Source organism: Candidatus Francisella endociliophora, assembly GCF_000764555.1.
GTDB classification, from domain to species: Bacteria; Pseudomonadota; Gammaproteobacteria; order Francisellales; family Francisellaceae; genus Francisella; species Francisella endociliophora.
The window spans coordinates 473,555-498,622 of record NZ_CP009574.1; the positions used below are offsets into that span (position 1 = coordinate 473,555).

Consider the following 25,068-nt stretch of genomic DNA (forward strand, 5'->3'; position numbering starts at 1 on the left):
ATTGTATATCTTTTACAAAAAATAATAAAGTTATGAGTAAACATAAGGTTTCTCCAGCAACCATTGCTAGAAATAAAAGAGCCTTCCATGATTATACTATTTTAGAGAAATTTGAAGCTGGAATAGTACTACAAGGGTGGGAAGTAAAAAGCGTGAGAGCTGGTAAAGTACAAATGATAGATAGCCATATTCACATCCGAAAAGGTGAAGCTTGGCTATTTAACTGTCTAATCACGCCCCTACTATCTGCATCAACGCATGTTGTAGCTGATGCTTCAGCAAATCGTAAGCTACTACTTAATCGTCGTGAGATTGATAAAATCATGGGGAGAGTTGAGCAAAAAGGTCTAACTTGCGTACCACTTGCTATGTACTGGAAAGGCTCTCGAGTCAAGGTTGAGATCGCACTAGCGCAAGGTAAAAAAGTTCACGATAAACGTCAAGCTCAAAAAGACAAAGACTGGTCACGTGAAAAGGATAGATTATTCAAAAAGGCTCAACGATAAATGTCTGAGATTAAAATAAGCAAGACTGAGAAAAAACTCCGCCACTATATTACTAAAGCTATTGCGGATTATAAGCTTATTAATAAAGGCGAAAAAATTATGCTTTGCCTGTCTGGTGGAAAGGATTCTTTTGGACTTCTAAAAGTTCTACATGGTCTTATCAAAGATGGGACTTATGATATAGACCTTCATGTCTACACACTAGACCAATCTCAACCTGGTTGGGATGATAGCAAGCTTAGAAAATATCTAGATAATTTAGGCGTATCTTATGAGATTGAGACAAAAAATACTTATGGTGTGGTGATAGATAAAGTTCCAGAAGGTAAAACTTACTGTTCTCTTTGTTCAAGATTACGCCGTGGTAATATCTATAGATATGCAAAAGAGCATAAAATGGATAAAATTATATTAGGACATCATCGTGATGATTTAATTGAATCTTTATTAATGTCTATTCTATATCAGGGGCAAATTAAGTCTATGCCTCCTAAGTTTATCACGCAAGATGGTGAAAATACTGTAATTCGCCCAATGGTATTAGTCCAAGAACGTGACTTAATAGAATTTGCTAGAGAACAAGAGTTTCCAATAATCCCATGTAACCTATGTGGATCACAAGAGAATCTTAAAAGAAAGAAAGTTAAAAAACTTATCCAAGATTTAGCTCATGAAAATCCAAAAGTGCCAAGTAATATTTTAAATTCGCTTTCAAATGTATTAGCTAGTCATTTGATGGATAAGAGTTTAATAGAGTTAAATAATAAAGATTAAGCCGTAGCTTTAATAACCAACCCACCAAGTTCTCTTTCCCATTTTTCTTGAGAAAATAAATCTTTGAAAAGTTTAGCTTGGACACTTTTAAATCCAACTTCTTTTAGAGTTTTTTGCCATTCAGTACTGGATAGTAGATTGATTTGCGTGTTGTTTAAATGTTTCTCAGGCCAATCATGTGATTCTATATTCTCTTTAAAATAATGTATTGCTAAAACTATCTGACCATCCTCTTTGATAAGACTTTTTATTTTAGCTAAATATTCTTTCAAGTCAGGAAAATAATAAGCAGCTTCAACAATAAAAACTAAATCAAATTTTTTATCAGTTTGCCATTCTAAAATGTCACTATTGTAGAAATTAGTTTTAGCGTTTTTATTTTCACGATTAGCTTTGGCAATCATACCAGATGATATATCTATACCTGTGCAACTATTACAATTATCAAATTGGCTAACCCTCTCACAAACCCAGCCATTTCCACAACCAATATCCAAAAAATCAAAACTTTTCTCAGGTAAATCAATATAGTTCACCATATGATTGACTGTAGTTAGATGACCATCTATAGTTTGTTGATATCTGCCAGATTCTGCCCAAGTATCAAAGATATTTTTTAGACTACTTTTAATATTTTCACTCATTGTTTATTCCTCTAGTTCAATCCCTCTAGTTTCTGGCATTCTTGCAACAATAGCTACAATCACAATCGATGCTAATACTGCATATAGAGCTGGTGCCATTTGTCCAAAATATACAATCAATAGACTAGAGACTAAAGGCACTGTACCACCTAATAAAGCGTTGCTGATATTATAACCAGTTGCAACACCACTAAATCTAAGGTGTGTTGGAAATAATTCATTTATAGTTACTACAAACGTAGCTGTCGCCGCTGAGATAAGTAGCATCAAAATAGACATAACCACACAAGATAATAATGGTGAGCCCATTGTATCAATGATATATAAGCTAGGATATATAAGTATACCAATACCTGCACAAGATGTTAGTAATACTTTCTTACGCCCTACTTTATCAGAAACCATCCCCCAAATAGGAGCTGTTGCAAAATAACATATTGATGCGATCATCGTTACTAACATTGCCATATTTGTTGTGTAATGTAATTTTTCACCTTCCAAAAGGGAGGGAATAAATGCTGCTAACATATAATAAACAATGCCTAAATAACCAGCTAATGCAAACACCACAAATATTTGATACGGATATTCTCTAATAGCAGAAATAACAGGAGCATCTTCTAATACACCATCTTCTTTTGCTTTTAAATATTCTGGAGACTCATCTTGTTTAAATTGCATAATTAAAACAATAATAGCCATTATAGTACCAATTATAAAGCATAATCTCCAACCGTAAGCATGCATTTGCTCACCTGTTAAAAAGCTAGAAAATATAAATACTACAACAGTTCCTAAAAACACTCCAAATCCTGAAAAGAATGTGCCAAAAGCTGTAATCAGACCACGCTTATTATCAGGAGCAGACTCACTAAGGATTGCAAGTACGCCATTATACTCACCACCAATTGAGAAACCTTGTATCATACGTGCAAAGATTATCAATATAACAGATATAATTCCTATATTTTGATAACTTGGTGTAAATGCAATAATTGCAGTAGATACTGCCATTAGCGACACTGTAATGATTAGAATTTTTTTACGCCCAATCTTATCACCAAGGTTTCCAAAGAAAACACCCCCGATAGGTCTCATAAGATAGCCAGCGGCAAACATCCCAAACGTTTTGATAGTCGCTACTGTTGAATTACTATCAGGAAAAAAAGCAGCCGAAATAAAGACTGTTACATAAGCAAATAAAGCAAAATCAAAATACTCTACACTTGTTGCTAAACCTGCAAAAATGACATTTTTAGGAGATATATTTTTATTCATTTTATTCTAAAGTAAGTTTTGTTTGCCTTATATTATAAAATAACGATTTAATTTGCAAAAAAACTCTTATATATTTAATCATAAGATAAATACATTCTTAAAATCTATAATGATACTTTCGATAAGAAATTTTTTTATAACTATCTTATTTACTTGTTTTGTAATAAGCTCTGCTTTTTCAACTAATAAAAATACTCCTGATTATTCAACTATTAACCTTAAACAAAAAGCTATTGAAAATGTACAATACAGTATTATGAATGAAAGCTCTGCAGATAAGTATCTTAATAAAGCTGTAACTGCGCTAAAACTAGCCATCAAACAGTTAGATCCCGAAAGTAGAGAGCTTTTACAGCTAGGGCTTTCACTATTTTCACTGCAAGTAGATATCAAGGATTATAAGCAAGCAGGACAAACCTTGGATATGTTAACTGAAAGCTTTCCAGACAACCCAATTGTACAAATCTATGACACTGCATACTCATATATATTTGATTTTAGCAACTATAGAAAATCTTTACGCGAGTTAAAAGAATCTGCTTGGGCTGAAATGCCTATATATATCAATGCTTTTAATATCATTGATAGAAGCTTTCATCTCCATATAAATATGGATGTCGATGAATTAGAACTAGAGAGAAGCACTAACCCTGCAATTATAATCTTAGGCTCACCTCTAGATGATGATGGTACTATGCCAGAGGCTTTAATTAAGAAGTTACAAACTGGTCTAAAAGCATATAAACACTATCCTAATTCAAAAATAATAGTTAGTGGAGGCAGAGTAAAATCAGGAACAACAGAGTCTTATAAGATGAAGCAATGGCTAATTGATAATAAGATACCTGCTGACCAAGTAATATTAGAAGACTTATCTTCTAATCTAGTATGGCAAACTATGAATACATTTAATATTCTAAAAAAATTAAAGCCTGCGATCTCTGACATTATAATTATTGATTCAGCATCAAATATAAGAAGAGCAAATGCTGTATTTAAGCAAGAAAGTTTTGATAATAATATGTTAGATATGAAAATTCATAATCTAGCAACCTCGGTTAAAGGATATAATATTGTTTATCCTCTTGAAGATTATGAAAAAGTTATGATAATTAAAGATACTCTCCGCGCTGCAGGAATCTGGCTAATGCCTGGAATGGTTTTCTAATACTATTTTAACAAAAAAACTTTTATACTATATTCTTTTGTCTACAACATTCTAAATTTAATTATATCTTTCGTACGTAATCTTATTTAAAAAGTACTTTCTTGTACTAGAATTTAAATACTTTTTATCATAGTTTTTTATCATATATAAATAAAATCTTTGACTAATAATTAGCATTAACTCTTATAAAAGCGTATAATCATGATCCAAAAATACCTTAGCTAGTCTGTACATGAAGAACAAACCTAATATATATGTTAATGTTAAAGTTATTATTTATTTTATGATTATTGTTACGCCCATAGCAATGATGCTATCATACTATTGGGCTGAATATGAAGGTCATCTAATCAGGCCTTTTACAAATGGTCCTATTTTTTGTACTGATGAGCAAATAGCAAAATATTCTTATACCTATAGTGCATTTATTGCTGGATGTTCAAGTGTATCTGCAACAATGAGATACTTTCCTGAATCTTTTATACTTCATACTGTATTCACCGTTGATTCAATACTTATTGGATTTACATTCTATTTTTTTAAACACTGGATTATTAATCTAAACAAACTCAATAACAATTACTTTAAGCGAATAAAACTTCACTCAACAGTAGTTATGTTTCTTGGTTTCTTTGGTAGCATTTGCTTCTTGATATCAACATCGATGTGGAGTGGTAAGCATGTATATGATATTTACCTTGGTCCTATAAACATAGGTGATTGGCATGCTATCTTAGCTTATACTTTTTGTTCAAGCATCTTAATTAGTGCTATATACTTCACTATCGTTGAGTTTAGATTAAGAAAAAGAATATCTCTACCTTTAGGATATAAGATATGTTTTAGTATTAGACTCTTAAGTTTTTCTCTATTTATAAGTATTTTCATAATAGTAATCTTAGACGCTATAATTAATAAAAAACTACAAATTGGGAATGCAGGTTTAGAATACTGGATGATTTATATTTTTATTTTTTGGTATTCAAGCTTTATTTTTGATAAAAAATTCTATGAACATCTAGATAATTAAATCTAACACTTTTATTCTTAAGTTTGCTGACTTTTGCTCATAAAGGATATAGAATTATAACTTACGAGGAATTGTTGTATCTAAAAGTTGGTACATTTTGATTTTAGAAAAATATTACAATAAAGAGATAGTAAACACATTCACTTCTATAACTTTATTTATAATCTCTATAGTATCAGCTAATATTCTCATTAGGCTATTCCATAAAGCTTACTCTCAAGGGCTAGGTATTGACTCAATAATTAAATTCGTTATCTTGACACTTCCTGAGAATGTAACTCTTGTTGTACCAATTGCATTATTTCTAGCAATAATACTTTGTTTTGGTAAATATTTTTCAAATAATGAAATGTTTGTAACACTTGCTGGTGGCGTAACATGGATGGAGATAGTTAAAAATACCTTGAAACCTGCCTATGCTTTAAGTGCTTTAACACTTCTTACAACGATGTACCTAGTTCCTTTATCAAAACAAACATTAGATATATATCAATCATCCCTATCAGCTCGAGCCTTACTCTCTGCTGTAACTGATGATAAGATAATAAATCTTCCTAACGGGCGAGTACTCTATATAAAAAATAAATCAGGCGATGCCTTAAATGATGTCTTTTTATATCAAAAAACTCCCAAAGAAGCAGAATATAAAGTTATAACAGCTCCTGAGGCAAGAGTTAAATCAAATAGGCAGGCTGCATATATAGACTTCAAAAATGTAAACATCTATACAAGAAATACTAAAGATTTTGAATCAAGCTATGGAAAAGCTGATAAAGCTATCTATACAATGTATGACAACTCTATCCGAGATTTTAACCATAGTAGAATGGATAGATTATATATGCATACATTAATAAAAGATTCTTTTGAAAAAGAGAAAACCACAACATATTCTGCGGAACTTTTTTCTCGTATAAATAATTCATTATCTGTATTAGTAGCAGCAATACTTGGACTTGCTTTATGTCAATTGAGACCTCGCCAAAACAGATATGCAAAACTTCTTCCATCAGTAGTAATATTAGGTATATATTTATTTGCGAATGTTCTTACAAATACTTATATGGCTAGTGGATTCATACCTATATGGATAGGAATTTGGTTACCTCATATTGCCTTTGTAATATTTGGTATTAGAACTATTAGAAAACAAAACGGATCTTCAAGCAAAGGTGGTAAATAATGTTATTAAACCGTATAGACCGTTACATATTTAAAATTGTCTTTGGTAGCTTTTTAATAGTTACAACTATTTTCTGTATATTATTTTTTATTTTCACATACCTTGCTCAAGTAACAAATAACAATTCAGGAGCTAGTAACTGGGATTTAATCCTAAACACCTTCTTTCAATTACCGGGAATCTTATATACACTTCTTCCTGCTTGTGCGATGGTAGGAGCATTAATGGGATTAAGTCTACTAGCAAACAATTCTGAGATTATTATACTTAGATCGTCAGGACGATCTACTTTACAAATTTCAAAAGGAGTTATCATAGTTGGCTTTATAGGTTGTGCAGTTACTATGGTCTTTGGTGGCTATATTGCCCCAACCTTACAAAAATTAGCTGACACAAATATAGTTTCATACAATACTCATAATATGTGGTTAAAAACATCTGATGGGATAATGAACATTGCAACTATTAATCCAAAAAATAAAACTGCTAATAATATTAGAAAATTCATATTAGAAGATAATAAAGTTGATGAAATTCGTTATGCTGAAAGAGCAAAATATACTCATGATGCAAAAGCTGATGTTTTTGATATCAGTACAGTAAAATTCCCTACAAAAGATGGTCAAAAACATATAAATGTAGAAAAGCATATTCCTAAGGCATCATGGTCAAATCCAATACCAATTTCAATAGCTCAAGTTATAACCATTAATGATAATGACTATTTAAACTTTAACCAGCTAAGTAAGTACATGTTTTCAAAGAGCCAAGCAAAAGATGCTTCTTTATCTCTTAAATTTTGGCAGGAAGTCTTTCAACCAATATCATTAATGATATTAATACTACTGTCTGTACCATTAAGTATCGGGTCTACAAGATCTTCAACACTTATAATTAAGCTTTTACTTGGAGCTTTTTTTGGCTTTTCATTCTTTATTGTAAACCAAATCTTTGGTCCAATAGCCTTAATAATGCATATCCCTCCAATTTTCGGAGCTGCGGGGCCGACAATATGTGCGCTAATATTACTAATTTACTTATTTATTAAATCTAAAGAAACATAATTTATATGAATATTCACAAACATTCCTTAAATAATAATCTAAATATATATATCAAAAAAGACTCCCGAGCACCTGTAGCTTTATCGCAGATCTGGTATAAGGTTGGCTCAACTTATGAACCTACTAAACTTACAGGTATATCACATATGCTTGAACACATGATGTTTAAAGGTACTGATAAATACTCAAAGGATGATTTAAATAGTATTGTTGAGAACAATGGTGGTATTCAAAATGCGTTCACAAGCTTTGATTATACTGCTTACTACCAGTTTTGGCATAAGAAAAATATTGAACTAAGCTTATCTATAGAGTCTTCAAGAATGGCAAATTTATTATTTGATGAAGCTGAGTTTACTCCCGAAAGAAAAGTTGTCTTAGAAGAAAGAAATCTACGTGTTGATGATAAAGCTTTTAGTTATGCTTTCGAACAATTTATGAAGTTAGCATATAAAGAAAACTCCAGACATACTCCTATTATTGGTTGGCGTGAAGATATTGAAAACTATACTTTAGCAAACCTTAAAAATTGGTATCAACAAAACTATGCACCAAATAATGCGAACATAATACTAGTTGGTGATATTGATACAAATTCTGCTATTAGTATGGTTAGTGATTATTTTGGTCATATTCCAAAGTCTCAACTAGATAATCAAAAAATAGAACCTAGTCTAGTGAATACTGGTTATAGACATTTAGAGATCAAAAAATCCCCAAACGATACGGCTGCAGCAATTCTGGGGTATATAGCACCATCTTTAACTACAGAATATCAAGACAACGACCCCTTTGCTTTAATGATTTTAAACAACATATTAGGTAGTGCTGATGCCTCAATATTACAACAAAAATTAGTTAGAGAAGAAAACTTATGTTGTCATATAGATAGTGAATACTCACCTTTTATTAAGGGAGAGGATATATTTATCATTACAGCAGTAGCAAACCATGATGAAAGCTTAGAAAGCATTCAAGATAAGATAGAAACTGCTATCACAAATCTTCGCTCAACGGGTATTTCAGAAGAGCAGCTTAATCGTGCTAAAGTTACTATCAAAGCAGATAAAGTATTTGCTATGGACTCATTAGAAACTCAAGCCAATCTAATTGGTTCTCTAGCAAGTATTAATCTTGATGTTGATTATTATAAATATCTTGAAAAACTTTATGCTGTAACAGTTGATGATGTTAATCGTGTGCTTGATAGATATTTCGATAAACAAAACCTTGCATCTTTACACTTATTAAGGGATTAACTCATGATCCAGAAATTTAATATTGATAATACTCCTATATACTTTCAAAAATCTCAAAACTTACCAATGTTTGATATTCAACTAAACTTTAGAGCTGGAGCTGCTTTTGATGGTAAGCTCAACGGCTTAGCTGATTTAGCAGTAAGTATGTTTGCAACAAAAACTCAACAATCTAGTGAGCAAGAGCTTATCAACGAGATTACTGATAATGGTATTTCTATTCATGCTGAAACTAGCAAAGAGTTTTTTAGTATCAAAATTCGCTTACTAAATGATGCCGATATTATCAAAAATACTTTAGAGATCTTAAAAGAGATTTTTACACTTCCAGCTTTTGATGAAAACATTTTAGAAAGAGAAAGAGTTCAGACTATAACTCATATTAACTATCTTCATCAACAACCTAATTATCTGGCATCATTGGAATTTTCTAAAAACCTATTTGCAAATAATCCTTATAGTTGTCCTACGATTGGTTACAAAGAAACTGTTGCAAATGTGAAAACAACAGATATTGCAAACTTTTTTGAAAATCATATCTGTGCAGAAAATGCTAACATCTGTATGGTTGGTGCCATAGATTTACAACAAGCTGAAGAAATATCAAATAAGCTTGTAAGCTATCTACCTAAAGGTAGTAAAAACACTAAGTTATTTACTCAACAAAAAAACGACTCTAAAATAATCAAAAAAGAATTTGATAGCAAGCAAACATCTATTTTGATGGGGCATCAGCTATTTTTAGATATCGAGTCTAAATTATACTTCCCATTGAAACTTGGCAATGAAATCTTTGGTGGTGGAGGTCTTAACTCACTACTTTTCAATAAAGTCCGTGAAGAACTTGGGCTTGTTTATAATATTGGTAGTAATATAAATCTTAACCCTAATTATGGTAGTTTTGTAATTTCTGCTCAAACAAGTAACCCCAGCTTAGCACTAGAAACTATCAATAGTGTTTATAGCGATTTTATTAGTAAAGCGTTAGATCTGGAAACTATAGAAAATTCAAAGAAACATATTGAAGGAACTCACTTACTTAGCTCAGTTAAAAACAGTTCTAAATTAAGTATGTTATCTTCTATTGCAAATAAAGATCTATCTTTAGACTTTTTTGATACTTATGTTGAAAATATCAATAAAGTCTCATCCGAAGATATCTATAACGCCTTCTCTCAAATCCAATCTAATAAGTTCATAACTGTAATGGTTGGGGATGTATAGCCAGTGAAAACTAATACTATTCGCGTAATATCTGGCAAATATAAGAATCGTCGCTTAAAATTCCCGAATATTAATGGTTTACGTCCGACTTCTGATCAACTCAAAGAAACTATCTTTAACTGGCTTACACCATATATTCATGATAGTGTTTGCATAGATGCTTTTGCTGGCAGTGGCAGTCTTGGCATAGAAAGTCTTTCTCGTGGTGCTTCAAAAGCTATTTTTTACGAGCTGAATTTCAAGGCATTACAACAAATCAAAGAAAATTTAACTACATTGGATATACAAAACTTTGAAATACACAAAACAGATAGTATAAAAGCTCTTGCTGCTTTAGATAAAAAAGAAGGATCTATAATCATCTTTCTTGACCCACCATTTAACAAAAATATTGCTCCTAAAGCACTAAGTTCAATCTTACAAAATCAAAGTATCCCAGCTGGTACATTGATATATATAGAGACCGAAAAACAAGCTGAGTATAACTTAGAAGGCTTTGAAATCGTAAAGGAAAAAAGTACATCAAATATCTTAGCTAAATTGCTTAAAAAAATTTAATTTTCTTTTCTAAAAAAATCTCTACAATGTTAGCTAAAGTGATATATAGGATTTAAATATGCATCATATAGGTATTACAACCCCGTATATTTTTACTATAATGTTTATGGCTGGGATAATTGCTGAAAGTATGACAGGTGTAATATCTTCATCACGAAGAAACATGGATGCTTTTGGTGTAATAGCAATTGCGTTAACTACAGCTTTAGGAGGTGGTATTGTTAGAGATCTTTTATTGGGTAATCTTCCTGTAACAATCATCTTATATCCTCATTATATCGTTATATGTTTATTCTTTTCTATTATTGCTATTTTTACTCAAAAATATATCAATAAATTTTACAAAGTTTTTTTAATTCTTGATTCAGTTGGTCTAATAGCATTTGCGTATATTGGTAGCAATATAGCTTATACAATTTGCACAAATATTTTTGAAATGAACTTTTTTAGTGTCCTTGTTGTTGGAATTGTTATTGCAGTACTTAACGGAGTTGCTGGAGGTATTATGCGAGATATGATTTGTAATGATATCCCAGTAGCTTTTAAATCAGAGCTTTATGCATCTGTAGCTGGGATAGTTGGAGGCATGAATATTGTTTTTATATACTTAAATATAAACCTATATATTAGTGCTGCAATTATTATAAGTATTGGTTTAACAATTAGAATTATGTCTATAGTATATAAATGGAAATTGCCAATTATATAAAGATTACGCAAAACTTTTTGACCAGATTGCTAGACTCTTAAGTGTTAAATTTTTCAAGGGATTAAAAACTCCCCCTAACCTCATGGGCTTAACAACCTCCTTGACTCAATAGATTCAGATTTCTCATTAATAGTAATGCTGCTGTAATATTTGTTTACCATTTATAGTAGTCTTAAATAATTTAAGTTTATAACCACCTATATATAACATTTGCTATAGCCTACTCCTCACTTATACTAGGTAACAATACAGCAATAATTGCATCACTATTTTGTAGTGATGCTTTACCGCCATCATTTGTAACAACCAAAGGTCTTCCAAATTGAGTAATAGTTGTAGTAGATATACTTCAAGCTTTTAATTTCTTAACTTACTCTGCTTGCTTACCTGTAAATCTAAACCCTAAGAGTTTTGACTGTGGATTCTAATACTATTTTCACAAAAAAACTTTTATACTATCTTATCTTCATTTAGAAATTAATCATTATGAGATTTAATAAAATTATAGCTAGTGCTTTTATCATAGCACCTATTTGCATATTTGCAGCAAATACACCTTCTAACTTTAATTTAGATATTTTAAACCTCCAGCAAAATGCTATCGCTGATATACAGTATAATTTATCAGTTTCTAAAAGTGATAAAGGTACTGGAGCAACTACGACACGCGGAGACCAATCTGGGGCAATAGAAGATATTAAAAAAGCTCTTAAAGAAGCTCCTAAAGGTAGTTATTTACAAACTCAGCTCGCTATATCTCTAGCATTATTAGAGGTTTCTAATAATCAATTAGACAATGCAAAAGCAACCCTTGAATCAATTGGTGATATCAACTCTAATAATCCAATATTACAAGTTCTACTAACTGCATATTCTTTAGTTTGGGATTCTAATAACTTTGATAAAAATATGGCTATATTAGAAAAATCAAATTGGCAACAAATGCCTCTCTATATACAAGCTATAAAAACTGCAAAATCTAATTTTGGTCTAAAAATTAATACCAACTTTGAACAATTAAGAAATTTTGAACAAAATTCATTAGCCATAATTACACTTGGTTATTCTTTAAATGATGATGGTTCAATGAGTGAGATACTAACTGATAGATTGAAACTAACCTTAGCAGCTCATAAAAAATATCCAAATGCCGTAATTATAGTTTCTGGTGGTGTTGCCCATCAAGGCGTTACAGAGTCATATCGAATGAAACAATGGCTTATTAAGCATAAAGTACCAGCAGATAAAATTATCCAAGAAGATCAATCAATTAGTACAGTTACAAATGCTATGAATAGCATAGATATAATCAAAAAATTAAATAGACCTATTAAAGATATACTTCTAATAAGTTCCGACTCACATATCCGTAGAGCAAACTCAATATTTCAACAGGAATTACAAAATACACAATTACCATTTAAATTGACAGATATTGCAGCTAAGACTGATTACAATATTAGTAAACCTGCGGATAAACAAGAAAAAATTCTAATAATTAAAGACACGGTTAGAATTGCAGGAATTTGGCAAATGCCTGGAATGGTTTTTTAATTTTCTCCATCAAACTCATCTATAAATTTTTGCGCAGCAGCAATTCTCTCTTTGCATAATTTATAGCTTTTCGAAGCCTGCTCAAGCATTGGTGCTAGCTCATCTAGCAATGCTGGATTGTCTTGCGCATCTTGAAGTTTTTCATTTATCTCTTCTAAAATCTGATAGTTCTTTGCAAACTTTTTACTTTGTGTTGCCATTAGTATTTACCTCTACTTGTATTTGTCCATCTGTATAGACTATTTCTAAATCTGTATATTTTTGTGCTTGTTTTTGACTAGTTAGATATTTGCCATCTTGAGACTTTGTAACACAAAAACCTCTTTTTAAAGTTGGCTCTATAGATACTGATAATATTTGCCTATATAGATATTCGCTTGATTGTGTATATTGTTTAGTTATATTTTTAGCAATATTTATTGAACTATTGTATGAGTTTTCAATATTATTTTTATACTGTTTTACTAAATTTTGTGAGTTTAACATTACGCTACTATATTGTGTATCAATAAGATTTTTATATAGCTTAATAACCCCTTTTGATATTGATAAACTACTTTTATATGTGTGTTCTATATTTTGATTAGTTTGATATAGATAATGTTCTACATTAACTCTAAAGCTTCTATATAGACTGTCTAGTTGAGACTGATTTTGCTTTGCCAAATTTCTCGTTATCTTTACGATAGATTGATAGTTATATTTAGCATCTTGAGCATTATCAGTTATTGTATTTGCTATAAAATTTATTACTTTTGATGGAGTATCAAATCTTTTGGTGCAAATTTCATCAAGAACAGTACTATCTCTTTCATGCCCAATACCAACCATAACAGGGATATTACTATTACAAATACTCTCTGCTGGTAAAATATTATTAAACCAATCAAGATCCGCTTGAGAACCTCCTCCACGAATAAGTACTATAGCATCATACTTATCATCTTTTGTTTGAATTTTATCAAATGCTTGTGAAACACTTACAGCACATTCAGCACCCTGCATCTTTGCTTCATAAATATCAAAATTACATAAACCTAGTTTTTGTAGTTTATCTGCCTCTTCAAAAAAATCACCTTTACCTGCAGCTGTAATACTTGTGATAACCGCGATATTTGTAAAATCTTCCGGCATCTCAAGAGATTTATTCTTTTTAAGAATGCCTTTCTTTGTTAGAGCATCAAGTATCTCAATTTTACGAGCTTGTCGATCCCCAAGAGTAAATGCTGGATCAATATCTATAACATTCAAACTAAGGCCAAAACTGACATGGTAATTAACAGCTACTTTTAGCAAAACTTTCATATCTGACTTTAAATTTTCGCCAGTTGCCATGCTAAATTTATTATGGATATAGTCAGCTTTATTAGCCCAGCAATTACATCTAATCTTTGCTACAGGGTATTTACTAACACCATCATGCTCAATAAGCTCACCATAATAATGTCGACCTGATTTTCGCCATTCAGAAAGCTCTGCAACTACCCAAAAGCCATCATATCCAAAACTCATCTCAATTGTGCTTTTAATGAGTTCTAAGAATTCACTTAACCTTAGGGATTCCTGCATCACTTTACTTATATACGTAAAATTAAAGTTTTTAAATTTTTACACTTCTAAAGAAAATATACAAGGCTTACAAAAGTAAAAAAGATACTAGCTCTTAATAATTTCAAAAATATCTATACTATTCTTATTTGCTACTGCAATAAAATCATTATTTGAACTAAATAAAAGTTGTTTGGCTTTGTCTTTTAAAGATAGAATCTCTGTGAAAACAATTTGATCCAAAATTTGAGCTTCTGCATCACTAACTATAGCTGTAAGATTATCTTTATAAATCACATTTTCTACAGCTCCATCAACTCCTCTTTGTAAAAGAAGCTCATCTTCTATTAGGTTTTTGTTGATATCAATAGCTCTTATATCAAAACTATGTTGATATGCTACGAGAAACATATCTTTTTCATTATAAGCTAATATTTTATATGGCTCTAACTCTAAATTTACTGTTGATGTAAGCCTTACACTACTTGTATTAAGCATATATAACTTTAAACTACCATTATTTATACCAGAATCACCTTTTTTCAAAGCAACTATTAATCTTAAAGTTTTTTTATCACTATCTTTTTTAACACCAAAATCTTTAATAGTATTTGCTGGAAATTCTAGAAGTTTTACTGAATTAAATATCTCACTATTTGAAGCTATATCATATTTATACAACTCTTCTTTACTTCTGATATAGATATAATCCCCAGCATCTTCACTATATAATTTAAATGCTATCGGTTTATATCCTAATGATTGTTGCTCAACTTTTTGTAAGGAACCATCTCTCTGTATAGAAAAAATAATTAAAGAGCCATTATTACTCTCTTCCTTATAAGTGAGCACATAAAGTCTACTATTAGACTCTTTCACATCAATTATATTTTGAGAAATAGTTTCTGTTCCTATTTTTGCTTTAACCTTATTGGAGATAGTTGACACACTATACGCAGAAGCTTTATGCTTAGAAAATAGATATAAATTACTACCATTTGGCGACATTAAAACTTTTATTATTTTAATACCAACACTAAGCTCACTATCAAAACAATTAGTAAATATGCTACTACTAGCTACTGATAAGCTTAACTTTACAGCACTCATACAATACTGTGTCCCTTGCCTAAATATTGAATATAATATCGAACTATTTTTTTCAGCAAATGCAATATTTTGTACATTAGATTCTTTAACTGTCGTTATATATCCAGTTTGCGCTTTATGGTTATCTTTTTCTGCCTTGATAAATAATGCTTGAACGTTTAAATAAAAAAATAAGCTAAGAAATATGCCAAAGAATATTTTTCTCATAAAACATCACTATTATTATGAACTTTTATATTTAGACTATATCACATAGAAAATAAGAATTTTTTATTAATTTCATAAAACATATATAAGTTTAATAATTATTTACTTATATAATAGATTACTATCGAACTTTGCTTATCTTTGAAGATAATAGCCGCCAACCTTTTTATAAAAAAGTAGTGCAAATAAGGAAAGTAGTATACACATAATACATATCGCAGTTGGCTCTAGCCAAAGAAAACTAGTTTTACGTAGATAAAAAATATATACAACGAGTCATGCACCGTATTTAACTCTTATATTTTTCATTCCATCACGAATAATCTCTAGCAATTGTTTTTTATATGGAGAATTTATGTTTACTAAAATATAATGAGGCTCTACTAGATAATCTATTTCAAACCCCTCTATTTTTCTAATTTTCTGATTATTAGCTAAAGCTTCATAATGATACTCAGGCATAAGTCCAACAACATTATCATTCTGTAAAACTTCTACTTTTTGCGCTTCAGTATTTGTAATATAAACAACTTTATTTCTATTTAACTTGTAATGACTATTATCAGACACAGCCCTAAATTCTTTAATAGTAAAATCATAATGATGGAGAACAAGCTCTGTATCTAAAAGATTGTCTAAAGAATTATCAAGCTTATCTGCTAAATCTTTATTACAGTAAAAATATGCTGGAATAATTTTCTCATCAACATTATAACAAATCAACCAATTATCTAAATCAATATATTTAAGATATCGCTCAAAGATATGGACTACACTATATGTCTCTAAATTATACTTTTTCTCTCTAATACTATCTGATTTATATGTATCAAGATAAACATTAAACTTATCATTAGACAAACTCTGTATCTTTGATAAACCTCTACTTATCAATAAACTTAAAAATAATGGAGGTCCTAAGACTTTTATAGATTCACGATATTCAAAGCCATTATCTTTAACCCTATTTATAGCACTTTCTAATCCTTTTAAATGACTATTACAAGAATGGTAAAACTTTAGGCCTAGCTCAGTTGGCAAAATACGATTATTTTCATTCTTTAACAGTTTTATATTTACTTTTTTTTCTAATATTTCAAGTTTTGACTTAATTGTGTTAATTTGAACATTGTAGAAATTTTTAACACCCGAATATGATCCCAGCTCAACTATTTTTGCAAAATATCTAGTCGCCTCAATAATATCTTTATTTATCATTAGAATACTTCACTCCCAACTATAGCTTAACTATCATATCTTTATTATTTTTATAATAACCACCTTTCTTAAAATATGTAAACACGCCGATTAATCCAAAGCATCCACATACAATACCTACTAATGCAGGACCCAAAAAGTTATATTCTGTCATCGTAATAATTGTTGTACTAACTAAAGGAGCTACGCCACCGACCATTGCAAATGCAAGGTTATAGCTGATACCAACACCAGAAAGCCTTACATCAGTTGGGAAGAGATCACATAGCAAAAACACAAATGTGGCTGCAACTAAAGCATAACAAAGCATAATTGCAATAGATCCTGTCATAATAGCAAACGGTGTAGCTACACTACTCATAAAGTAGAATATAGGCAATACACAAACCACTATAAGAGCTGCGCCAGTAATAAACATTTTAGCAATACCAATTTTGTCTGATAAAAAACCATAGATAAAAGTAAAACAAGTAAGTGTCAAAACACTTGGTGTCAAAAGTAAAGAAATTTGTCCTGAATTATAATTTGGCAATATATTCTCAACAAACTTATGGATATATAGTGTGAGCATAACCCCACCAAATGCCACAATAACTACCATGCAAATCCCTGCAAATAAATTTGGTCCATAAGTTGATATTAAAGAACCAAAAGAATGTCTTTTTTGTTGATCAATATTTTCAAATTCTGGTGTTTCATGAAGATTTCTTCTAACTGCATAGCCTAATAGCCCAAGTAACCCTCCAATAAGAAAACCTGCTCTCCAAGCATATTCACCAAAGAAATATTCTAATGCAAAACCAACAAAGTCAGAAAATAAGAAGCCACAAGTTACAAAAGTAAATAATATTGCCGTAGCAAAACCAATTTTACCTTTAACAGATTCATATACAATTACATAAGCGCCTGGAAGTTCACCGCCAAGAGCAATACCTTGCATTACTCTCAATACCACAAATGCAAAACTTGCAAATAATCCCCATTGAGCGTATCCAGGCATTAAACCCATACATATAGAACAAGTTCCCATGAGTAAAATTGTAAATAATAATAATCTTCTTCGTCCTATTAAATCTCCCACTATCCCAAGAACAGTCCCTGCAAAAGGTCTAACCAAATATGCTATAGAGAAGATCAAAACCGTTAAGAATGCTTTAATTGTTGGATTTGAAATTTGCGCAAAAAATGTTGCCGATATTTCTTTTGAAAAAATTATATATAATACAAAATCATAAAACTCTAATACAGCTCCAATTCCAGCGAGAAATATTACATTTCGACTACTTTTATCGTACATAATTATTACAATCCTCTTATTTTAATGTAATTTATTTTTACTGCAAATAGCTACATATTTAGGAGTTGTAACTAGCATGTAAAACACTACGCTCAAGATAGCCTTTATATAATAATCCTGTACAAAAATTAGTAAACCCATAAATACAGGAAATGGTAAAGAGTAAATTAAAGCTTTAACAAAACCCTCTTTTTGACAAGCTCTTATGAAAAAGATCAAAATTAAAATTAGAAGAATCAGCATAATAAGCATATATATGTTGAATCTTAAAGTCGCTAATATCATAGCTAGGACTACAAATACTATACAGCCATATATTCTTGTCTTTTGAAATATAGCTCCCATACTAATTGGAGCAGCCATATACCCAATAATATTAAAACCCGTCACTATAAGCATAAGCGTTGACCAATTATCTGCAAATATTAAAAACGATAGTGTTAATAAAAAATTAGCAATTAATGAGCGACGAGAAAAATTAAATTCCTCATTTATTTTAGTAAAATACTTTGGAGCTTGACCTTCTTCTGCTAGGCCATACAACATCCTTGAAGAAGATCCTAAATATGCAAACCCTGCACCAGATGGGCTTACAACACTATTTATAATTAATAGAATAACTATATAGTTTAATCCCAATATTGCTGCTAACTGTAATAATGGAGATTCAAAATTAAGACTTCTCCAACCACCTGCTTCCACAAGATACTGATGAGGAAGCGCTTGCATAAAGGCATACTGTAATCCCATATAAACTAGCAGAACCACTAACACAGAGATAACTATAGCTAAAGGAATGTTTCTTTTAGGATTTTCTATTTCACTCGCGTATGATGCTATTGTTTGAAAACCATTAAATGTATATACAAGTCCACCTGCAACAATTGCTATAAAAGTATCTTTAAAGTGAAAAACATTTCCTGGAATATTTTTTGTTACAAAATTAGAAGTACTTGAATCAAAGAAGCTCACATATAAAAAAATAAATATAATTATGCTTGGGACTATTATCTTAAATAATGTAACTCCATTATTGATTCTAGTTAGCCATTTTACTCCATAAGAGTTTATCAAAAGATATATAACTAAAACTATAGCTGATAGTGCTATACCCCAATGCGTTAGTTTATGCTCATGCATAATCCAAGACATTGATTTTATACCTGCTAAATATTGCACTGTAGCTAAAGCTTCACTCGTAACAAATACAACAATACCAAACCAGTTAGCAAATGCAAAAGGAATAGCAAAAATATTATTATGAGAAATACTACTAATTCTAGTTGTCGCCCCTCTAACAGGATATTTAACCACTACTTTACTATAACAGAACCCTGTTGCTATAACGATTATAGCTGTAAAAATCCAAGCCAAAAATGACCAATTACCCGCATAGTTGGCAGTAAGCTGTGCACTAAACAAATAACCTGAGCCTATCATCGTTGTTACACTCAGTAATATCGCGCCAAATAAACTTATTTTTGAAAGATTGTGAGAAGACATTTACTTAAATATCCACAAATAAAAAAAACATACTTCTCATAATACTTCTTTTATTATGAAATAAAAAGAAAATAGTAGCAGTTATTCTAACAAACTAACTATCTCAAGATGTTGCATTTGAGTTTCTAAAAACATCTCCCCAACAGCTCTAAACTTCAATGGGATATCTGTCACATAAAACTTATACTCAGATGGTAAATTTTTTTTATTTAATAATTCTTTTTTAATAAGTAATTTTTTTAATATTTGACTAGCTTGTAACGATGGATCTATAAGCTTAACATCCAAAACTTTTGCAACACTATCTTTAATAATTGGGTAATGAGTACAACCTAATATTAGAGCATCAATATTTTTATCTATAAAATAATCAAGATACTCTTTTGCAACTAGCTCAACAATTTGCCCTTTTATAAAACCTTCTTCAATCATTGATACAAATAAACCACAAGAGTTACTATATACAGTAGCTCTAGGATTCTTTTCAGTTATTTGTATAGCATAAGCATTACTATTTATAGTAGCTGGAGTTGCAACTACCCCAACAGTGTTTAGTTCACTAACCAAACTCACACCTGCACTTATCACATCAATAACAGGTATATTTTGAGCTATTTCTTGAACAATATCCTTTGCAATAGCTGAAATTGTATTACAAGCTATAATTATAGCTTTAACATCTTGATCTATTAGAAATTTAGCTGTTTGAGCTGCAAATTTTTGAATAGTTTGCTTAGACTTTGTACCATAAGGAATCCTTGCAATATCGCCAAAGTAGATAATATCTTCATTAGGTAATAACTCCATCAGATTTTTAACAACTGTTAAGCCACCAATACCAGAATCAAAAACACCTATAGGTCTATCAGTTAGCATTATCTTTTTTCTAATTTTCTAATAATTTTTTTACGTGAACGAGTAGGAATTTTTTCTAAGTATTCTTCTTTAGCCTTTATAAATGGAATTAGATTATCTAGCGAAAGTACTGCTTGATTTGCATCATCCGCTATGAAGTTTTCACTTAACTGTGCATCTTCATTTGCAAAGATAACAACAGTAACAACAGGAATCCCTTTTATATATATTTTTTGATTATATAAATATGTCTGTAGGACTTTTTTCTGAGCAAATGTCTGTCTAATTGGATTCTTTATAGTCTTTGCATATACTTTATTATTTTGAGAAGTCTTTGAAACATTCCATCTTTCAGCCATATTTTCAACCTGAATATAGCCTCGATTATTTTTAACCTCAACAATATATATACCCTTTCGTGACATAGCAATAAAATCTATTTCTCTATTACCTACTGTTGACTTTTCATCAGGTAATATAACTCTATTAAAAAGCACAAAATTATTGTCTAGTTTTTTTAGCTCATCAAGAACAGTTGTTTCACCCTCTGCACCAGAAATAATAATATCTACAGGATTGTCATCTTTTGTGATTAAAAAGAAAAACACAAATAATATAAACGCCAAAGTAAGAGCTATCTCTAACGATTGTGTAACAAATTCGACATTCCCAAGGTATAAGTCAACACCGACTATCAACCCACATAATATAATTGATGAATATAAACTCTTCTTTGCTCTAATTAGGTAGTTTCGTAACCTAGCCCAAGTAAAACGTAAAAAAAGTCTATCCTTTTTTAACTTACTTTCTATTGCCATCTTTTACTATACTTCTTTTAAAAATCTAAAATATTATAAATTAATAAACTTCTGCTTGACTTCGGTTATCTTATCTCTGATTTGCGTAGCTTTTTCAAACTCTAACTCTTTTGCATAAGCTCGCATACGCTTCTCTAGAGCTTTAATTACTTTACTAGCTTCAGTCATACCTAGTATAGCTGAAACATCAACATCATCAACCTTTAGTCGTGAATTATTTTTATATGCTCTCTTTTGCATCTCTGGAGAACTATCAAGCATATCATCAATATTTTTAATAATTGTCTTCGGAGTAATACCATTTTTTTTATTATGTTCATCTTGTAATTTACGACGACGAAGAGTTTCATCCATAGCTTTTTTCATAGACTTTGTTACTACATCTGCATACAAAATTGCTCGGCCATTTTGGTTTCTTGCTACCCTACCAATTGTTTGGATAAGAGATTTTTCAGAGCGAAGAAACCCTTCTTTATCTGCATCAAAGATAAGTAGCACCCCAACTTCTGGCATATCTAGACCTTCTCTTAAAAGGTTAATACCTACAAGCACATCAAATACTCCATGACGCAAATCATGAATAATTTGTACCCTCTCAACAGTATCAATATCTGAATGAAGATATCTAACATTGACACCATGCTCTGATAAATACTCTGTGAGATTTTCCGCCATTTTTTTTGTTAAAGTTGTAATTAAGATTCTTTCTTCTTTTGCAATCGCTTTGTTTATCTCTGAAAGAGCATCTTCAACTTGGATAGCTACTGGACGTACTTCTACTTCTGGATCTAATAAACCTGTTGGACGGATAATCTGCTCAACTGTATTTTGAGATTTATCTAATTCATAATTTGCTGGTGTTGCCGACACATAAATGGTTTGTGGCAGAAGTTTTTCAAACTCATCAAATTTTAGAGGTCGATTGTCCAATGCTGACGGTAATCTAAAACCATAATTTACAAGATTAGATTTTCTTGACAAATCTCCCTTATACATCCCCCCAAACTGCGGTAGCGTCACATGAGACTCATCTACTATTACCAAAGCATCTTCTGGCAGATAATCAATAAGTGTTGGTGGTGGATCGCCAGGGTTACGACCTGATAGTAGTCTTGAATAATTCTCAATACCCGTACAGTAACCAAGCTCTTGAATCATCTCAATATCATATTTTGTGCGTTGCTCAATCCTCTGAGCCTCAAGAAGCTTACCCTCTTCTTCAAAATATTTGATCCTTTCCTTGAGCTCTATTTTGATATCTTCGATTATCTGCTCTTTTCGTTCTTTAGAAGCTACATAGTGAGTACTTGGAAAAATTGTCGCTCTATGGATAGATTTTATTTTTTTAGAAGTAAGTGAATCTATAATACTAATAGCTTCTATTTCATCATCAAAAAACTCAACTCGAATAGCATCAGCTTCAGAATCAGCTGGAAATATATCTAGTATTTCACCTCGAACACGAAAATTACCACGACTAAAATCCATATCATTTCGGGAGTACTGCATTTCAACCAATTTAGTTTGCGCTTTTTTAAACCCTAATTCCTCACCTACTTTTAAATGTAAAAGCATTTGCATATATTGTTCAGGATCACCTAGACCATAGATAGCAGAAACTGTCGCAACTATTATTACATCATTTCTTTCTAATATGGCTTTTGTAGCTGATAGTCGCATTTGTTCAATATGTTCATTTACTGATGAATCTTTCTCAATATAAGTATCTGATGCAGCAACATAAGCTTCTGGCTGATAATAATCATAATATGACACAAAATACTCAACTGCATTATCTGGAAAATATTGTTTAAACTCTGAATATAGTTGTGCTGCTAAAGTTTTGTTATGTGCGACAATCAAACATGGTTTTTGTGTTTGTTGAATCACATTTGCCATAGTATAAGTTTTACCAGAGCCTGTAACTCCTAATAAAACCTGGTGTTGTAAGCCATTATTCACACCTTCGACAAGTGATTTAATAGCCTCAGGCTGATCTCCGCTTGGACTATATTTTGTTATAAGGTTAAATTTATCCATCTAAAACAGATACTCCTCTAACTCATACAACAAAGCTTGTTGCTCTTCCGTTAAATCTCTATTCATGCGTACATCTTGCATTTCTTGATAAATATCTTCAAGAGTCTTACGAGTTTTACCTCTATGATCGACTAGTAGTTCATCTACATCTAAGCTAACCACTCTATTCAAATATTCTTGAAATTCGATTTGTGCTTTTTCAGGTAGTTTTGAAAAATCTAATCTACCTAGTATTCTAACTGCTCTATCATAATAATCTCTTGGTAATTGATTTAGCATCTGAGATTTTTGATGTGTTTGTAAACTATGGAACTTATCACAACCTCGTTCATCTGCACTAGTCATAAAACCACTTTGATAAATAGCAGCATCTGTATCTATATTTTTAATTTCTGGATATTTATATTCCAAAACAAAATCAACAAAGTTAGCAAAAATTTCTGGATTATTTTTTATAAACTCTTTATTTGCCTTTATCAGCTCTAACCTATCTTGAGGTAACCTACCAACAAAACGAGTTTTAGCAGGTAAAATAAGCGGAATATCACCCCACTTCTTATTTACAGTCAAGCGCCAATGCTCTGCTTCTAAACCACCAAACTCTTCTATAAACTCACTAAAAAGATAACTATCTAAGCGTAAGAATATCTCTTGGTTCTTATAATGCCTATGTTGACCAAGATCTAAAATTGCTGACATAAAATTATTTTTAAATCCAAAAATACCACTTACAGCTATAGCTTGTTTATATTTTACATCTGCAATTTCTAAGCCAACATCTAGCTGAGCTAGAGTATTTTCATCATTCTGCTTATTAAACTTATCTAATAAAAACTGCCACATTTTAGGGTTAGTAGATTTCAATCTTTTTGCTAACTCAACTGTTACAATTACATCTGTAATTGCATCATGAGCTCTACCACCACTATATAAGTTATTTTCAGTATTTAGATTTTCTAATTTTAGAGATGTTTTTTCTTGTCCTTCTTCATTTGCTACTTTTGGCCATTTGAGAGCCTCATTACAAAATAGATGATAACAGGTAACTATTGGAAATAAATCAGCTCTTGAACAACCATTTTTAAACTGATGGCTATATGGAGGTAGCATATTTTTATAAAAAGCAAATCTCAAAAACTCATCATCAAAGCCAAGAGTATTATATCCAATACTTATAGTTCCTGGTGTATTAATTATCTTATGAATTTTTCGGATAGCTTGATATTCTGATACACCTGTATTTGCCTGAGCAATAGAAATATGATGCGTAATAGTTGCCATTGGCGATGGTGTGGTATCAGGATTTAATTTCACAAAAAAATTAAACCTTTCAATCTCATTAAAATCCAAATCTGTACGAATTGCAGCAAACTGTAAAACTTGATCAAAAGAATTATTTATACCACTAGTTTCTAAGTCATAAAATAAAAAAGTCTGGTTTTGAAACATTTAAGAAATAAGCTCATATTTAATTAAATTATTAGCTTAGAATTTTAACACACCTTGAGAATGAATAATAAT

General features: G+C 30.8%; 23 protein-coding genes. 11 read left to right on the forward strand and 12 right to left on the reverse strand.

Going from position 1 to position 25,068, the window contains the following annotated elements; genetic code table 11:
• Positions 1–32: 32 nt before the first annotated feature.
• Positions 33–506, forward strand: a complete 474-nt coding sequence (smpB, locus tag QI37_RS02225; RefSeq protein WP_040008154.1) for an SsrA-binding protein SmpB — start codon at positions 33–35, stop codon at positions 504–506.
• Positions 507–1,280: a tRNA 2-thiocytidine(32) synthetase TtcA gene (ttcA, locus tag QI37_RS02230; protein ID WP_040008155.1), complete on the forward strand. Its 774-nt coding sequence runs from the start codon at positions 507–509 to the stop codon at positions 1,278–1,280.
• Here the strand turns inward: ttcA and QI37_RS02235 are convergent.
• Together QI37_RS02235 and QI37_RS02240 are read right to left on the reverse strand one after the other, a co-directional pair.
• The gene (locus QI37_RS02235) at positions 1,277–1,924 is read right to left on the reverse strand and encodes a class I SAM-dependent methyltransferase (protein ID WP_040008156.1); all 648 of its coding nucleotides are present in this window, start codon (positions 1,922–1,924) and stop codon (positions 1,277–1,279) included. The genes ttcA and QI37_RS02235 overlap by 4 nt on opposite strands.
• Before the next feature lie 3 nt (positions 1,925–1,927).
• Positions 1,928–3,202, reverse strand: coding sequence for an MFS transporter (locus QI37_RS02240; protein WP_040008157.1), 1,275 nt, complete (start codon positions 3,200–3,202; stop codon positions 1,928–1,930).
• Positions 3,203–3,254: 52 nt separating this feature from the next.
• Here QI37_RS02240 and QI37_RS02245 point away from each other — a divergent pair, with 52 nt between their 5' ends.
• The 9 genes from QI37_RS02245 (at position 3,255) to QI37_RS02285 (ending at position 12,951) form a co-directional block, all read left to right on the forward strand.
• Positions 3,255–4,370 carry a YdcF family protein gene (locus QI37_RS02245; RefSeq protein ID WP_235261392.1) on the forward strand — a complete coding sequence of 372 codons (1,116 nt, stop codon included), beginning with the start codon at positions 3,255–3,257 and terminating at the stop codon, positions 4,368–4,370.
• A gap of 232 nt (positions 4,371–4,602) precedes the next feature.
• The gene (locus QI37_RS02250) at positions 4,603–5,400 is read left to right on the forward strand and encodes a hypothetical protein (RefSeq protein ID WP_040008159.1); all 798 of its coding nucleotides are present in this window, start codon (positions 4,603–4,605) and stop codon (positions 5,398–5,400) included.
• A gap of 97 nt (positions 5,401–5,497) precedes the next feature.
• Positions 5,498–6,583, forward strand: a complete 1,086-nt coding sequence (lptF, locus tag QI37_RS02255; protein WP_040008160.1) for an LPS export ABC transporter permease LptF — start codon at positions 5,498–5,500, stop codon at positions 6,581–6,583.
• Positions 6,583–7,647: an LPS export ABC transporter permease LptG gene (gene lptG / locus QI37_RS02260; RefSeq protein ID WP_040008161.1), complete on the forward strand. Its 1,065-nt coding sequence runs from the start codon at positions 6,583–6,585 to the stop codon at positions 7,645–7,647. The genes lptF and lptG overlap by 1 nt, the downstream gene beginning before the upstream one ends.
• Before the next feature lie 5 nt (positions 7,648–7,652).
• The gene (locus tag QI37_RS02265; protein WP_040008163.1) at positions 7,653–8,906 is read left to right on the forward strand and encodes a M16 family metallopeptidase; all 1,254 of its coding nucleotides are present in this window, start codon (positions 7,653–7,655) and stop codon (positions 8,904–8,906) included.
• Positions 8,907–8,909: 3 nt separating this feature from the next.
• On the forward strand, positions 8,910–10,130 hold the full coding sequence (locus QI37_RS02270; RefSeq protein WP_040008164.1) for a M16 family metallopeptidase: 1,221 nt from the start codon (positions 8,910–8,912) through the stop codon (positions 10,128–10,130).
• A gap of 3 nt (positions 10,131–10,133) precedes the next feature.
• Positions 10,134–10,688: a 16S rRNA (guanine(966)-N(2))-methyltransferase RsmD gene (rsmD, locus tag QI37_RS02275; protein ID WP_040008165.1), complete on the forward strand. Its 555-nt coding sequence runs from the start codon at positions 10,134–10,136 to the stop codon at positions 10,686–10,688.
• Positions 10,689–10,746: 58 nt separating this feature from the next.
• Positions 10,747–11,397: a trimeric intracellular cation channel family protein gene (locus tag QI37_RS02280; protein ID WP_040008166.1), complete on the forward strand. Its 651-nt coding sequence runs from the start codon at positions 10,747–10,749 to the stop codon at positions 11,395–11,397.
• A gap of 486 nt (positions 11,398–11,883) precedes the next feature.
• Positions 11,884–12,951, forward strand: a complete 1,068-nt coding sequence (locus QI37_RS02285; protein ID WP_040008168.1) for a YdcF family protein — start codon at positions 11,884–11,886, stop codon at positions 12,949–12,951.
• Here QI37_RS02285 and xseB read toward each other — a convergent pair.
• The 10 genes from xseB to QI37_RS02335 all read right to left on the reverse strand — a co-directional run bounded on the left by xseB (position 12,948) and on the right by QI37_RS02335 (position 24,996).
• Entirely contained in the window at positions 12,948–13,151 is a 204-nt protein-coding gene (xseB, locus tag QI37_RS02290) for an exodeoxyribonuclease VII small subunit (protein WP_040008170.1), read from the reverse strand. The two genes, QI37_RS02285 and xseB, sit on opposite strands and share 4 nt — an antisense overlap.
• Positions 13,135–14,520: an exodeoxyribonuclease VII large subunit gene (xseA, locus tag QI37_RS02295; RefSeq protein ID WP_040008171.1), complete on the reverse strand. Its 1,386-nt coding sequence runs from the start codon at positions 14,518–14,520 to the stop codon at positions 13,135–13,137. Before xseA ends, xseB begins: the two co-directional genes overlap by 17 nt.
• 87 nt (positions 14,521–14,607) lie before the next feature.
• On the reverse strand, positions 14,608–15,816 hold the full coding sequence (locus QI37_RS02300; RefSeq protein ID WP_040008172.1) for a hypothetical protein: 1,209 nt from the start codon (positions 15,814–15,816) through the stop codon (positions 14,608–14,610).
• A gap of 276 nt (positions 15,817–16,092) precedes the next feature.
• Positions 16,093–17,034 carry a LysR family transcriptional regulator gene (locus tag QI37_RS02305; RefSeq protein ID WP_040008174.1) on the reverse strand — a complete coding sequence of 314 codons (942 nt, stop codon included), beginning with the start codon at positions 17,032–17,034 and terminating at the stop codon, positions 16,093–16,095.
• Between the two features lie 19 nt (positions 17,035–17,053).
• On the reverse strand, positions 17,054–18,331 hold the full coding sequence (locus QI37_RS02310; RefSeq protein WP_040008176.1) for an MFS transporter: 1,278 nt from the start codon (positions 18,329–18,331) through the stop codon (positions 17,054–17,056).
• A gap of 21 nt (positions 18,332–18,352) precedes the next feature.
• Complete coding sequence (locus QI37_RS02315) at positions 18,353–19,834, reverse strand: APC family permease (RefSeq protein WP_040008179.1); 1,482 nt, start codon at positions 19,832–19,834, stop codon at positions 18,353–18,355.
• Positions 19,835–19,915: 81 nt separating this feature from the next.
• Positions 19,916–20,710 carry a glutamate racemase gene (gene murI, locus QI37_RS02320; protein WP_040008182.1) on the reverse strand — a complete coding sequence of 265 codons (795 nt, stop codon included), beginning with the start codon at positions 20,708–20,710 and terminating at the stop codon, positions 19,916–19,918.
• Positions 20,710–21,507, reverse strand: coding sequence for a nuclease-related domain-containing protein (locus QI37_RS02325; protein ID WP_040008184.1), 798 nt, complete (start codon positions 21,505–21,507; stop codon positions 20,710–20,712). Before QI37_RS02325 ends, murI begins: the two co-directional genes overlap by 1 nt.
• Before the next feature lie 33 nt (positions 21,508–21,540).
• A complete protein-coding gene (gene uvrB, locus QI37_RS02330) occupies positions 21,541–23,547 on the reverse strand; it encodes an excinuclease ABC subunit UvrB (protein WP_040008186.1) in 2,007 nt (668 codons plus the stop codon).
• Entirely contained in the window at positions 23,548–24,996 is a 1,449-nt protein-coding gene (locus QI37_RS02335) for an exodeoxyribonuclease I (RefSeq protein WP_040008188.1), read from the reverse strand.
• Positions 24,997–25,068: the final 72 nt, after the last annotated feature.

Coding starts and splice junctions, on each gene's coding strand:
- smpB (WP_040008154.1), top strand. CDS start 33: ATGAGTAAACATAAGGTTTCTCCAGCAACCATTGCTAGAAATAAAAGA.
- QI37_RS02235 (WP_040008156.1), bottom strand. CDS start 1,924: ATGAGTGAAAATATTAAAAGTAGTCTAAAAAATATCTTTGATACTTGG.
- QI37_RS02265 (WP_040008163.1), top strand. CDS start 7,653: ATGAATATTCACAAACATTCCTTAAATAATAATCTAAATATATATATC.
- QI37_RS02250 (WP_040008159.1), top strand. CDS start 4,603: ATGAAGAACAAACCTAATATATATGTTAATGTTAAAGTTATTATTTAT.
- murI (WP_040008182.1), bottom strand. CDS start 20,710: ATGCTAACTGATAGACCTATAGGTGTTTTTGATTCTGGTATTGGTGGC.
- QI37_RS02270 (WP_040008164.1), top strand. CDS start 8,910: ATGATCCAGAAATTTAATATTGATAATACTCCTATATACTTTCAAAAA.
- QI37_RS02240 (WP_040008157.1), bottom strand. CDS start 3,202: ATGAATAAAAATATATCTCCTAAAAATGTCATTTTTGCAGGTTTAGCA.
- QI37_RS02310 (WP_040008176.1), bottom strand. CDS start 18,331: ATGTACGATAAAAGTAGTCGAAATGTAATATTTCTCGCTGGAATTGGA.
- xseA (WP_040008171.1), bottom strand. CDS start 14,520: ATGCAGGAATCCCTAAGGTTAAGTGAATTCTTAGAACTCATTAAAAGC.
- QI37_RS02285 (WP_040008168.1), top strand. CDS start 11,884: ATGAGATTTAATAAAATTATAGCTAGTGCTTTTATCATAGCACCTATT.
- QI37_RS02280 (WP_040008166.1), top strand. CDS start 10,747: ATGCATCATATAGGTATTACAACCCCGTATATTTTTACTATAATGTTT.
- lptG (WP_040008161.1), top strand. CDS start 6,583: ATGTTATTAAACCGTATAGACCGTTACATATTTAAAATTGTCTTTGGT.
- QI37_RS02300 (WP_040008172.1), bottom strand. CDS start 15,816: ATGAGAAAAATATTCTTTGGCATATTTCTTAGCTTATTTTTTTATTTA.
- xseB (WP_040008170.1), bottom strand. CDS start 13,151: ATGGCAACACAAAGTAAAAAGTTTGCAAAGAACTATCAGATTTTAGAA.
- QI37_RS02305 (WP_040008174.1), bottom strand. CDS start 17,034: ATGATAAATAAAGATATTATTGAGGCGACTAGATATTTTGCAAAAATA.
- QI37_RS02325 (WP_040008184.1), bottom strand. CDS start 21,507: ATGGCAATAGAAAGTAAGTTAAAAAAGGATAGACTTTTTTTACGTTTT.
- ttcA (WP_040008155.1), top strand. CDS start 507: ATGTCTGAGATTAAAATAAGCAAGACTGAGAAAAAACTCCGCCACTAT.
- uvrB (WP_040008186.1), bottom strand. CDS start 23,547: ATGGATAAATTTAACCTTATAACAAAATATAGTCCAAGCGGAGATCAG.
- QI37_RS02335 (WP_040008188.1), bottom strand. CDS start 24,996: ATGTTTCAAAACCAGACTTTTTTATTTTATGACTTAGAAACTAGTGGT.
- QI37_RS02315 (WP_040008179.1), bottom strand. CDS start 19,834: ATGTCTTCTCACAATCTTTCAAAAATAAGTTTATTTGGCGCGATATTA.